We start from the raw sequence: 12541 nt of genomic DNA, 5'->3' as shown, positions 1-12541 counted from the left end.
AATCAAACTATTAATTCCGTGTCGCACACCCACCATTCTGGATATTCCTTTTTGATATTTGCCGCTGCAGCTTTTGCACTTTCTTCACTATCAAACATTCCAAAACACGCTACACCACTACCTGACATACGAGAAAGTATAGAGCCTTCTTGTGACTCTAGTGTTGATATTACATTCTGAATTTCAGGTACAAAACCTATTGCTGCTTCTTGAAGGTCATTTTTTGTCTCTTTAAGAAGCTCTAACAAATTCTCCTCAGTGTTATCACTCCACTTAATTGGATCAGAGAAATCCTCTTTATACTTGGAAAATACTTCTGATGTATTCAAAAACTTTTTTTTTGGTTTCACAAGTACCAGACTTATGGGTAAAGAGCATTGTTTAATGGGACATAATTCCTCACCAACACCTCTAACAAAAACTGGCTTACTATCTACACTTGCAGGCACATCAGCACCAACGCTTAAAGCTATATCACTTAAAATTTGCCTATCAATATCCCACAGCTCTCCTAGCGTGCGTATCACAGCTCCAGCATCTGAGGAACCACTACCAAATCCTGCAGCAATTGGTACATTTTTTATAACCTTCACAGTGACTTTAGTGCGTACAGGAGCATGCCTAAGCAGTAGACTCAATGCTTTCGTTATAGTATTATATCGATAATTTATTTTAAACTCAGAGTTTACAAATTGAACTGTAGAGTTATCATATCTAAAGTTTTTTTCTCCTACTTTTATCTCTAAAAAATTAGAAAGTTTAGCAAAGACAACCAAACTTTCAATTAAATGATACCCTCTTTCTTCTCTATTTATAATATGTAAAAAAAGATTGATCTTTGCAGGAGCCTTTACACAAAAACTTTCCATCTGTATATCTTCACTAACACTATCTTATTTACTATACTTGAAATGCCACTTCAGTCAAACTTTATACACTCCTAATGAGATCAAATGCCATAAATCCTAACTTCTCTGTATGGGTAAGTGCATCAGCTGGTACAGGTAAAACAAAGATCTTAATAGACAGAGTATTAAGACTTCTATTAGAGAATAAGAGAAATATTCTCTGCTTAACATTTACCAATGCTGCAGCAAATGAAATGGAGGATCGCATTTACAGTACACTTAGTAAGTGGGCAATATGTCCAGAGGGTATATTGGTCACAGATTTAGAACAATTAGCCCAGTGTATGACCAGAGAAAATAAAGATTATTTAACAAGAGCAAGAAGGCTTTTTTCTAAACTGGAAAATCTTGGTCTTAATATTCAAACTATACACGCCTTTTGTTACAAATTAATCTCCAGCTTTCCTACAGAAGCTGGTATCGCTCCAAATTGTACGTTGAGCGAATGTAAAGAATTGCATTCCATCGTATTTGAAAAAACGCTTCATAATGAAACTGTGCAGGACGATATAAATATCATTGCAGCTGAAATTGATGAAAACAAGCTGAGTGATTTACTCTATACCTTATGTATAAAGAGATCAGCTCTAGAAAATAATTTAGGGTATATCAAAGATAAACTAAGTGCCCCAGATAAGATTCACGATTTACAGAGTGAAACGATTGAGCAGATAAAAAGATTAGCTAAAATATTAAGTGAGGGCAGCAAAAGAGATCAGAGTTACAGTGCGATACTTTATGATTGGTGTAATAGCACAAAATCGTCCGTACCAAATGTTGTCATCCCAGTGCTTGACACTGGGATCCAGAAAAAAAGAAATATGGATCCCAGTGTCAAGCACTGGGATGACAACAAGATAGAGAACTTAGCTAAAGTATTTCTCAAATCAGAATCGTACGAAAAAAAGAGCATATCATCCATTATAACAAAGGGTGCTTTGGAAAAATTTGAAGACGTAGAGCAAATGATAGAAAGCATTCAAAATGCATTGTTTACCCATGTAAAGGATATAAATTCTTATCAAATATTCGGAAGAACCAGTAGTTTACTTAGTATATTTAAAGTATATGTTGATCTATATAATAGTGAAAAATCAAAGAATGCACTGCTTGATTATGATGATATCATCAATTTAGCAACAAATCTCCTTAGCAATCCAGGCTATAAAGATTGGATATTGTTTAATCTAGATCAAAAAATAGACCACATTCTTGTTGACGAGGCACAAGACAATAGTATCAGTCAATGGAAAATTATAACAAATCTCTGCAATGAATTTTTTACCGGTGGTGACGAAAAGAGAACTTTATTCGTTGTTGGAGATGTAAAACAATCAATTTACAGATTTCAAGGAGCAAATCCCCATCTATTTAATTACATGCAGCAATATTTTCACACGAAAACCGGTGGCAGAGATTGGGTATCATGTCAACTTGAAAAGTCATTTCGCTCAACTCCAGAAGTTTTGATGCTTGTAGACAGAATATTTAACAATTTTCGTGAAGAAATATCTTTCAATGATAACAAGATAAAACATATTCCATATAGAGAAAACGATCAAGGGTACATTGAAATCTGGCCGTTACTGCCAAGGTATAAAGAGGAAGAGCAGCAAGCCTTACAAATTCATTTAATACAGAGGAAAGATTATGTAGTAACAGATCGATTACTTGCTCAGGCAATAGCCCAAAGAATTCACAATTGGTTAAACGAAGGGCGGATTTTAGTCGCCAAAGATCGTCATATAGAACCAAGGGATATTATGATTTTGGTACGGCAGCGAAATGTGTTAGTTGATTACATAATAAGTGAACTAAAAAAAGTAAATGTACCAGTTATAGGCCGAGATTATTTTAGAATTATGGATTACATAGCTGTGCAGGACTTAATAGCTTTAGCTGAATTTTTGCTCCTCCAGGCAAATGATCTTGCTCTTGCAAATGTTTTAAAATCACCGCTATTTAACTTCACTGAGGATGATTTATTCAATATTGCATACGATCGTAAAGAACAGTCGTTGTGGGAAAAACTTCAAGATTATCAGGAGATTATCTCTAATGAATTAAACTATCTAATTAATTTATCTCAGACAGAATCCCCCCTTACACTATTCACGCATATATTGCGCACAGGCAAGAAGAAATTTGCTGCAAGGCTAGGTCTTGAGTGCTTCGAGATTCTAGACGAATTTATGAACCTCGTATTGCAATTTGAGCACCCATCTCTTCAAGCATTTGTTCAGTGGATCAAAGAAAATAATCCTGAGATTAAAAACGATATGCAATCAGAACTCAATGCTGTACGAATAATGACAATTCATAAATCAAAAGGTCTACAAGCTCCAATAGTGTTTTTAGTTGACACAAATACAGTACCAAGAAACAGCGAAAATATTTTGTTTGATGCAACGGAAGCACCATTTTGGTGTGGCAAAAATAGTAATGCTTATTGTAATCAAGTAAAAAGAGAGAAAAAACTAGAGGATTATAACGAATATTTGCGTTTGCTGTACGTGGCACTTACGCGTGCTGAAGATGAGTTATACATTTTAGGCAAAGAGCCAGTGCAAAAGGGCTCTTGGTATGATCTAGTTATTCAATATGGAGCATTATATGAGAGGAAAAAACTATACTTACAGCCGATATTTAAAGAAAAAGTTGAAGTGCTATGCATGAATGCAAACTACCCTTCTATTTATAAAAAACGTGATTATTTTGATGTTCCAGTGATTTCACCTCCATCAAACCTATCAATGTCATTGCAGCACGTAACGCTGGAACCTGGAGAAAAAAAGCCAGTGTCAAGCACTGGGATGACTGACCTTACCCAGAAAAAGTAGACAGAAAGTTAAGACGTTTTTGCTATGAGAATGATGAATCAAAAAGCTCAGGAATGCAATAGTTAATAGTAGAATGTCTACGCTGTTTATTATAAAAAATTTCTATATATTCAAATATTGCGGTTTTAGCTTGTTGTGCAGAGTGTTGTGAAGTATCAATGAGTAACTCTCTCTTAAGTGAACTAAAAAAGCTCTCTGAAACAGCATTATCATAACAACAACCTTTGTGACTCATACTAGAAGTAATATTTTTTGTACTTAGTAAAAATTGATAATTTTTAGAGGTGTATTGCGATCCTTGATCGCTATGAAATAGTAGATTTTTAGCAGATTTGCGCCTACCAATAGCCATGAATAACGCATCTATAACTAATTGCCTATTTACTGCATTACTCATTGACCAGCCAATCACCATGCGTGAATATAAATCTATTATTGCTGCCAAATATAACCATCCTTCATTAGTTTTTATGTACGTAATATCAGTTACCCATATCTTGTTAGGTTGATCAGCGATGAAATTCTGATTTAATATGTTAGGAGTTATAACTCTATTGTCTATTTGTGGTTTTTTACTTTTAAACTTTCGTCTAAGCTTAGCTTGAATGCCATTTTTCTGCATAACATTTTGCACTGTTTTGATGTTATAATTTTTACCTAAAGCCTTTAATTCAGCGTGAATTTTAGGAGCTCCGTATCTGCATTGTGATGCTCGATATACCTTCTGAATATCTTGTATGAGCTCTTCTCTTATTGATTTTTTGTTGTTTTTTTCCTTAGTAATCCATTTATAATAACCACAAGCAGATACGTTCAAAAATCTGCATAATTCCCGTATTTTATAGCAGTTTTCATGTTCTTTTATAAAAGAATATTTTACTCTTTTTGGTTTGCAAAATATCCCAGGGCTTTTTTTAAAATGTCTCTTTCCCTCGTTACTCTTGCCAGCTCTTTCTTTAAATCAAACTTTTCTTTGTCACAATGAGCTACTTTCCCTTTTCCTGGAAACGCATCTACTCCAGACATTCTATCATTGTATGTTTTTACCCATCTGCTTAATGAATCACCGCTAATACCCAAATCTCTTGCTATTTTTGCTGATGATTGACCTGTTTCTTTTACTAGTCTTATAGCTTCAATTTTGAATTCTGCTGTATATTCTTTTCTTTTTGTCATACCACACCTCTTTGAAAAAACGTTTTATTTTACTTCAAAAACGTCTTAACTTTCTGTCTACTTTTTCTGGGTAAGGTCAGACAGATGAGAATGCTGGAATGACAAAAAGGAGCATTGGGACGACAGACAGCTATGCAAGAGGCTTAATAATTCACAGTATATTGCAATATATGCCCAAGATAGAGAAAGACAGGAGAAAAAATTGGGTTAGGAAATATCTTGATAGCATAAACACTAGTGAAGATAAGGATGAAATTTACAGCAAAATATTAACCTTTAATGAAAAATATGATTACCTGTTCGACTTGGAGGGCAAATCAGAAATTCCACTTAGTGGAACAATTGACGGAAAACCAGTATTAGTGCGGCTAGACAGACTGTGTATAACAGAAGACAAAGCAATCATAATTGACTATAAATCACACCATAACGTTTCTATTTCCTCATCAAATGAAATAAAAAAGCAAATGTTGATCTATAAAACCTTAGTGCAAGAAGTCTACCCAGATAAGCAGGTAGAGTGCGTGGTTATTTGGATGGAAGATTTAACCTTACAATCTTTGATCTAAACTCAAATGTTCTTATAACCCCAGTTGCGGATTAGAAATCAGTGAAAAAGCCAGGAAAATAGGGTAACCTCGGAAAATTATTTACAAAATAGAGAGGTTACCAATGAATGAAAATATAACAGAATTATTTTGCCTGATCGACGATTTTTGCAATTCAGTTGACAAGAATTTTGCAGAAAAACTTCTACCAAGTAGCAAAAAACCAACCAGGACGCCAGAGATTACGCATTCAGAGATTCTTACCATAATATTGCTATATCACCAATCCAAGTGCGACAATTTTAAAATTTTCTATGTGCATTATTTGAAATTATTATACGAATCAGCGTTTCCAAAATTGCCATCCTATAGTAGGTTTATTAGGCTAAAATCTAGGGTTTTATGGTATTTAGTGCTCTTAATACCTCAGTTGCGGATTAGCCAACGAAGTAAAGCTTAGAAATGCAGGGCTTTTTCGGCTGCATGGAATATGAAACAAGCGTAGAAAAAATGTGTACCAAAAAATTTATCGGTGATCTATGTCTTGTATGCTCAATCTCAAAGTTGTTTTTCAGAGAGCCAAAAACTGTCTCAATAATCGATCTTTTTCTTAACAAAATCTTCTCATTTAGCGCCATTAATGAGTTTTTCATACCCTTTTTTATACTGGTTACAAGCTTTAACCCTCTATCGAATAATTCGTGAAAAAGATCTTTTTTGATATATCCTTTATCTCCAAACAATAATCCAGTCAATTTCTGAGTTAAATTTGGCACAGGTTTTCTATCATCAATGTTGCCTTTTGTCACCGTAACCCCTTGAATTTCGCCAGCTTCGTTGATTACTAGATGTAGTTTAAAACCGAAAAACCACCCATAGGTAGTCTTTCCAATCTTTGCCAACCCTTTGAAAACTTTATTTCTCGAGGTCCTTTTTGGATGGCAAACAGCGATAGATGTTGCATCTATGTACGAAATCCCTGTCACTTTTGACTGTTCGCAAAACCATTGCATTAAGAGCACTAAATACCATAAAACCCTAGATTTTAGCCTAATAAACCTACTATAGGATGGCAATTTTGGAAACGCTGATTCGTATAATAATTTCAAATAATGCACATAGAAAATTTTAAAATTGTCGCACTTGGATTGGTGATATAGCAATATTATGGTAAGAATCTCTGAATGCGTAATCTCTGGCGTCCTGGTTGGTTTTTTGCTACTTGGTAGAAGTTTTTCTGCAAAATTCTTGTCAACTGAATTGCAAAAATCGTCGATCAGGCAAAATAATTCTGTTATATTTTCATTCATTGGTAACCTCTCTATTTTGTAAATAATTTTCCGAGGTTACCCTATTTTCCTGGCTTTTTCACTGATTTCTAATCCGCAACTGGGGTTAAGAGCACTAAATACCATAAAACCCTAGATTTTAGCCTAATAAACCTACTATAGGATGGCAATTTTGGAAACGCTGATTCGTATAATAATTTCAAATAATGCACATAGAAAATTTTAAAATTGTCGCACTTGGATTGGTGATATAGCAATATTATGGTAAGAATCTCTGAATGCGTAATCTCTGGCGTCCTGGTTGGTTTTTTGCTACTTGGTAGAAGTTTTTCTGCAAAATTCTTGTCAACTGAATTGCAAAAATCGTCGATCAGGCAAAATAATTCTGTTATATTTTCATTCATTGGTAACCTCTCTATTTTGTAAATAATTTTCCGAGGTTACCCTATTTTCCTGGCTTTTTCACTGATTTCTAATCCGCAACTGGGGTTAAGAGCACTAAATACCATAAAACCCTAGATTTTAGCCTAATAAACCTACTATAGGATGGCAATTTTGGAAACGCTGATTCGTATAATAATTTCAAATAATGCACATAGAAAATTTTAAAATTGTCGCACTTGGATTGGTGATATAGCAATATTATGGTAAGAATCTCTGAATGCGTAATCTCTGGCGTCCTGGTTGGTTTTTTGCTACTTGGTAGAAGTTTTTCTGCAAAATTCTTGTCAACTGAATTGCAAAAATCGTCGATCAGGCAAAATAATTCTGTTATATTTTCATTCATTGGTAACCTCTCTATTTTGTAAATAATTTTCCGAGGTTACCCTATTTTCCTGGCTTTTTCACTGATTTCTAATCCGCAACTGGGGTTTAATGCAATGGTTTTGCGAACAGTCAAAAGTGACAGGGATTTCGTACATAGATGCAACATCTATCGCTGTTTGCCATCCAAAAAGGACCTCGAGAAATAAAGTTTTCAAAGGGTTGGCAAAGATTGGAAAGACTACCTATGGGTGGTTTTTCGGTTTTAAACTACATCTAGTAATCAACGAAGCTGGCGAAATTCAAGGGGTTACGGTGACAAAAGGCAACATTGATGATAGAAAACCTGTGCCAAATTTAACTCAGAAATTGACTGGATTATTGTTTGGAGATAAAGGATATATCAAAAAAGATCTTTTTCACGAATTATTCGATAGAGGGTTAAAGCTTGTAACCAGTATAAAAAAGGGTATGAAAAACTCATTAATGGCGCTAAATGAGAAGATTTTGTTAAGAAAAAGATCGATTATTGAGACAGTTTTTGGCTCTCTGAAAAACAACTTTGAGATTGAGCATACAAGACATAGATCACCGATAAATTTTTTGGTACACATTTTTTCTACGCTTGTTTCATATTCCATGCAGCCGAAAAAGCCCTGCATTTCTAAGCTTTACTTCGTTGGCTAATCCGCAACTGAGGTTTATAGTATCTACTTGCATTTGTTGTAAACTCACTTTTACTCTATAGTTATCTTTTTACTACTTTATCTATTTTCTGAACTGATTTTCGTATTAGAAAACATCCAATAAGAAGAATTATAAAAGGAATAAACCATAAAATGTAGGTACTAGATTTTACAGGTGGTACAATGATAATTGAATCTCCATAAGAATTTTTTAACTCTGAAACTATTTGCTCGTTAGTATATCCATCACTGATCTTCTTGCGAATTGTCTTACGCATACCATATGCAACTTGAGACTCAGATTCGGATAATAATTCACCAGAGCATACAGGACACTTTATTACTGCAAATAAGCTACTTGCTCGCTCTTCCATGCTTTCGTCTCTTAGTTTATCATCCAAAGTAAAAGCATTTATGCTTAAATGGAATATCAATGTAAAAAGTAAGCTAATTACTATTCTCATTCTTGGTGAATTGAGTGATAAAATCAGTAGTGGATAATTTTCCAATAAAGCCTGAACCTACATTATTGTCGTACTTTATTGAAAATTGAATGTCGTTATCAGTGATTTTTTCTGATAAGGAAGATATTGATTTTTCCAATTTATCTGCAGTCTTTGAATCATTAGTCATAAACGAAATTAATTCTTTATAATTTGATATGGCTACATTGATTTTATCTTCAAATGAAGATGTAACTAAATTGTAATTACTTACTCCACCATTCGCAGCAATAGAAAAGTTATTACTCTCAATCAAAAATTTTTCTATGTTGAAATTAATCTTAGAAGCTGAAATATGGTTTACAAATTCATAATCTAATTTAGCGTCGACACTAAGGTAATTTTCAGGACTTGCAGTATGTTTATAACGGTAAGTATAAAAATCAAATTCTAGTTTAGTATTTTCATTCAGTTCTTTATCAAAGTGAAATTGAATGTAATTACTTTTATCATTCACTTCAGTTATAACACTTTGCTGATTTTCTAAAACATCACATTTTAATCCATAATCTTCGTAACGAAATGTATCTATATAGTCTATTACAGTGCTATTTCTGTTGAATTTTAATGAAGATAGTAAATCATTTAGTTTAACAACAAAGTGGCTACTCACGTGTGTGTGACACTTTATATTCTTTTTCTCATCACTACGGACAGCAATGTTTACTTTATTGCTTGGTATATAGATATATACTGACTTATCAAATAATCTGTTTTTTATCACTAAAGCTTCAGATGAAACAGTTAATTGCTCATTAGAAAATTTTGGATTCGTTACACGAAAAACTAGGTTAAAAGGAAATCCCTTAAAATCATGTGAAATATCAACTTTTTCGTCATTAATGTAATCAGTTAAAAGACTTTTTACCTTAAATGCAGAAAAATACCAAAAACCACTATACGCTAGAGGAATAAACAAAGGTAAGGAGATGAGAATATAGATAAAAATTTTACGCATTATCCTCTTATTTATCTAATGATATATTTCTTGTACCTCTGGGCACGGTTACGCACAAACCGTCAATATCTTTTGTGATTTTTATTTGGCATCCAAGCCTCGATGTCTCTGTTAAACCGAAAGCTAGATCCAGCATGTCATTTTCCTCATCAGATATAGGATTATGTGTTTCTACAACATCATAAAATTTTGGATCAACAATCACATGGCATGTAGAGCAAGCAAGAGAACCTTCACATGCACCTTCAAGCAGATCTGGATCACTTCTATGGGCTAAATTAAGAAGAGTTTCTCCCTCTGCAGCTTCATAACTTTTCTTACTTCCATCAGGTAAAATAAAAGTAACGGATGGCATACTATTAAAATCTCTACTAATTTCTCTATATTCTACAAATAATAACTAATATTTGCAAACTCTTTGTAATTCCATTGCCTATCTCTTGTCATCTATATTCCTATCAAGAAAGTAAGATAGATACCACCAGCATCTCACAGAGTTGCAAGTATAGAATTTTCTTAGTTTTAGATTTTACTAAATATATTACTGAATTAACATTATTAAACTTGATCTGCCATTTCTTCTGATCTTAAGTTATAATTTTACTAATGCCATTTGATTAATTGCAACTTCAGCATTGCTATCTTTCAATAAATTTGCAGGACTATTACAATGGTATATGATTGCAGCAACAACAAGACAACAAACTCCAATTCCTATCCCTAACGCTAACATTCCTGAGTAAACTGCAATAGCTACTTCTAAAGCAACTCCTACTACTGCTAACGTAGAAGCAACTATGATAGAAGTATTACGACACTTAATACGAAGCTCATTTAGTTTATCTAATGCAGTAGTACCATCTTTATATTTTAGCTCTCTTAGTACATCTTTATTTTCACATTTGTTAAGCAACTTCCAAGCATAACTTAACCTTGACGCTTGACCATAAAACCCCTTCTCAACATATTCAACCAAGAGATCAAACGGAGTTTCACCTTGGTCATTTTTAACATAAAATCTCGCACCTGCACTCACAAGTGATTCAACTTTGCAAAGCATTGACTTATCGGAGTGCAACTTTCTTAAAGCATGATGTAGAGCTGTATCCCCACTTTCATCTTGATAGTCAATTTTATTTTTATGTAAAAAGCAATCAAAAATCTTTTTATTGCAATTGCTTGTAACGATATTTTCTAAAGTAATACTTGAAATTTTTATGTTACTTTCTAGCAGAAGATCTAGAGCTCCTTTATGATTACAATCAACAACAATATTTACTAATGTACCTAACTTACTAGTACCATTTAGATCTTCCAGTTTATCTTTATGTTCGCTAAGTAACCTCACAACTAAATCTAGCCGTTGCAGTGGACTACGTGAGTCACGACAAATAAAGTCATAAGTTCCATCAGCATTTCTCTCAGAACTATGCCTATCATAAAAATGCATTCTGACATAGTCAACCAAGAGATCAAATGGAGTTTCACCTTCACGATTTTTAACACCAAGCCTTGCACCTTTACTAAGAAGGAATTTGGCAAAATTTGTCCATTCATAATCTTTATAATGAATACTTTTTAATATACAATGTAAGGCTGTGTTACCGTCTTCATCACCTAAATATGCAATATGTATGTTATTTTTGGTCAAGAGATTAAAAATTTCTTTGTGATGCTTACTAGCAGCAAGTTTGACCAGCTTATTCAATGCAGAAGTACCTTGTAGTTTCTTCAGCTCATCAATTTTACAACAACTAAGCAACGCTGAAACATTATTCAATCTTTTTATTTGTGCTTGAGGACAGAAAGATTTCTCAGCATAGTTAAGTAAGAGATCAAATGGAGTTTCACCTTTGTCACTTTTAACATCGAGCCTTGCACCGTTGCTAAGAAGTGACTCGACAAGAATTTGGTATTTCGATTCATTCCTATCAAGCCATTTTAATGCATGATGTAAAGCTGTTTTTCCTTCTTCATCTTTATACCTGACATCCATTTCATTAATGTATTTATTAAAAAGGAAATCTAAAATCTTTTCAGAGCAACATTTAGCAGTAATACCCAAATAAGAATTTAGTGATACTTTGGTTCCTTCTCCATCTAAGAGCTTAAAAATTTCTACATGATCATACGCAACAGCAATTTGTGCTAGAGATGTAATGTCATCAGTAGCAATTATAGCTTCTTTCATTATAGAGCTACAATATTTAAAGTTGCCTGACTTGATCTCTTTGGCCAACTTAATACAAGTCGAGAAATAGGATAGTCTTTTTTCTAATTCATTAATCTCTTCAGTTTTATCTATTCCGTTTTTTTGCTTTTTAATCTCTTTTACTTTCTGATGATACGTATCAGTTATTTCGTCAAGAATTCTAGATTGCCTTAATATTACATTGATTTCAGATGTAGATTCGTGCAAGTCAGACATGTCTTTGAGTATTTTACTTATCTTTTTATAAAAGTCACTCTCCTCTTCCCATGTAGGTTCCGTCTCAAAAGTTTGTTGATTAGGATCCTCTCCTCTATCGTACTGGCTTTTTTTTGTTTGGTCAGATAACACTGTGTATGCTGCTGATATTTCCTTGAATTTTGTCAATTTCTCTTTAAGTTGAGCTCGTTCATTTTCTTCCGATTGTAGTAGCGTTCTGTTCTTCTTTTCTCGTTCTAGCTTATCTAAAGCTTTTACTTCCTTATGCAATTTATCTGTATGAAACTCACGTGCCAATTTGTAATATGCTTTTTTTATCTCACCATGAGTAGCATCTCTTTTTACTCCTAATATTTCATAATAATCAGGCATTTGTTTCTCCACTATTTTGATACATTTTTTATAACATTAGTAATACTATGTCTTTAAAAGAATTGGTA

The 12541-nt window shown here is 33.4% G+C and carries 7 protein-coding genes and 6 pseudogenes; 4 read left to right on the top strand and 9 right to left on the bottom strand.

The genetic code is table 11. The features are described 5' to 3' along the window. Positions 1 to 2: 2 nt before the first annotated feature. The gene (locus tag ACQH21_RS04040; RefSeq protein WP_425384536.1) at positions 3 to 869 is read right to left on the bottom strand and encodes a 4-(cytidine 5'-diphospho)-2-C-methyl-D-erythritol kinase; all 867 of its coding nucleotides are present in this window, start codon (positions 867 to 869) and stop codon (positions 3 to 5) included. Between the two features lie 74 nt (positions 870 to 943). Here ACQH21_RS04040 and ACQH21_RS04035 point away from each other — a divergent pair, with 74 nt between their 5' ends. Then, a complete protein-coding gene (locus ACQH21_RS04035; protein ID WP_425384535.1) occupies positions 944 to 3748 on the top strand; it encodes a UvrD-helicase domain-containing protein in 2805 nt (934 codons plus the stop codon). A gap of 22 nt (positions 3749 to 3770) precedes the next feature. Here the strand turns inward: ACQH21_RS04035 and ACQH21_RS04030 are convergent. Continuing rightward, positions 3771 to 4924: pseudogene (locus tag ACQH21_RS04030) on the bottom strand (IS3 family transposase). 74 nt (positions 4925 to 4998) lie between these two features. Here ACQH21_RS04030 and ACQH21_RS04025 point away from each other — a divergent pair. Next, positions 4999 to 5493: pseudogene (locus ACQH21_RS04025) on the top strand (PD-(D/E)XK nuclease family protein); the annotation flags it as partial. 103 nt (positions 5494 to 5596) lie between these two features. Continuing rightward, positions 5597 to 5896: pseudogene (locus tag ACQH21_RS04020) on the top strand (IS982 family transposase); the annotation flags it as partial. A 13-nt stretch (positions 5897 to 5909) separates the two neighbouring features. Here the strand turns inward: ACQH21_RS04020 and ACQH21_RS04015 are convergent. The 3 genes and pseudogenes from ACQH21_RS04015 to ACQH21_RS04005 all read right to left on the bottom strand — a co-directional run. Next, positions 5910 to 6782: an IS982 family transposase gene (locus ACQH21_RS04015; protein ID WP_425383942.1), complete on the bottom strand. Its 873-nt coding sequence runs from the start codon at positions 6780 to 6782 to the stop codon at positions 5910 to 5912. Between the two features lie 86 nt (positions 6783 to 6868). Beyond that, positions 6869 to 7165 (bottom strand): annotated as a pseudogene (locus ACQH21_RS04010) (IS982 family transposase); the annotation flags it as partial. A gap of 86 nt (positions 7166 to 7251) precedes the next feature. Beyond that, positions 7252 to 7548: pseudogene (locus ACQH21_RS04005) on the bottom strand (IS982 family transposase); the annotation flags it as partial. A gap of 86 nt (positions 7549 to 7634) precedes the next feature. On the opposite strand from ACQH21_RS04005, the pseudogene ACQH21_RS04000 reads away from it, so the two are divergent. Further along, positions 7635 to 8213: pseudogene (locus tag ACQH21_RS04000) on the top strand (IS982 family transposase); the annotation flags it as partial. 61 nt (positions 8214 to 8274) lie between these two features. On the opposite strand, the gene ACQH21_RS03995 reads toward ACQH21_RS04000, so the two are convergent. The 4 genes from ACQH21_RS03995 to ACQH21_RS03980 all read right to left on the bottom strand — a co-directional run bounded on the left by ACQH21_RS03995 (position 8275) and on the right by ACQH21_RS03980 (position 12473). Further along, the gene (locus ACQH21_RS03995; protein ID WP_010401557.1) at positions 8275 to 8676 is read right to left on the bottom strand and encodes a cytochrome c-type biogenesis protein; all 402 of its coding nucleotides are present in this window, start codon (positions 8674 to 8676) and stop codon (positions 8275 to 8277) included. Continuing rightward, positions 8660 to 9673: a hypothetical protein gene (locus ACQH21_RS03990; protein ID WP_064085306.1), complete on the bottom strand. Its 1014-nt coding sequence runs from the start codon at positions 9671 to 9673 to the stop codon at positions 8660 to 8662. Before ACQH21_RS03990 ends, ACQH21_RS03995 begins: the two co-directional genes overlap by 17 nt. Positions 9674 to 9680: 7 nt before the next feature. After that, entirely contained in the window at positions 9681 to 10028 is a 348-nt protein-coding gene (locus tag ACQH21_RS03985; RefSeq protein ID WP_006013713.1) for a ferredoxin family 2Fe-2S iron-sulfur cluster binding protein, read from the bottom strand. A gap of 237 nt (positions 10029 to 10265) precedes the next feature. Continuing rightward, positions 10266 to 12473: a TomO hydrophobic C-terminal domain-containing protein gene (locus ACQH21_RS03980; RefSeq protein WP_425384534.1), complete on the bottom strand. Its 2208-nt coding sequence runs from the start codon at positions 12471 to 12473 to the stop codon at positions 10266 to 10268. Positions 12474 to 12541: the final 68 nt, after the last annotated feature.

Origin of the sequence: Wolbachia endosymbiont (group B) of Eupithecia inturbata (genome assembly GCF_964030915.1) — a bacterium.
Classification (GTDB): domain Bacteria; phylum Pseudomonadota; class Alphaproteobacteria; order Rickettsiales; family Anaplasmataceae; genus Wolbachia.
The sequence above is the reverse complement of the archived record's forward strand: the minus strand, read 5'-3'. Positions and strand labels throughout refer to the sequence as shown.

Bases quoted from the DNA above. Each gene is read 5' to 3' on its own strand.
- ACQH21_RS04040 (WP_425384536.1), bottom strand. From the start codon at position 869: ATGGAAAGTTTTTGTGTAAAGGCTCCTGCAAAGATCAATCTTTTTTTA.
- ACQH21_RS04035 (WP_425384535.1), top strand. From the start codon at position 944: ATGAGATCAAATGCCATAAATCCTAACTTCTCTGTATGGGTAAGTGCA.
- ACQH21_RS04015 (WP_425383942.1), bottom strand. From the start codon at position 6,782: ATGAATGAAAATATAACAGAATTATTTTGCCTGATCGACGATTTTTGC.
- ACQH21_RS03995 (WP_010401557.1), bottom strand. From the start codon at position 8,676: ATGAGAATAGTAATTAGCTTACTTTTTACATTGATATTCCATTTAAGC.
- ACQH21_RS03990 (WP_064085306.1), bottom strand. From the start codon at position 9,673: ATGCGTAAAATTTTTATCTATATTCTCATCTCCTTACCTTTGTTTATT.
- ACQH21_RS03985 (WP_006013713.1), bottom strand. From the start codon at position 10,028: ATGCCATCCGTTACTTTTATTTTACCTGATGGAAGTAAGAAAAGTTAT.
- ACQH21_RS03980 (WP_425384534.1), bottom strand. From the start codon at position 12,473: ATGCCTGATTATTATGAAATATTAGGAGTAAAAAGAGATGCTACTCAT.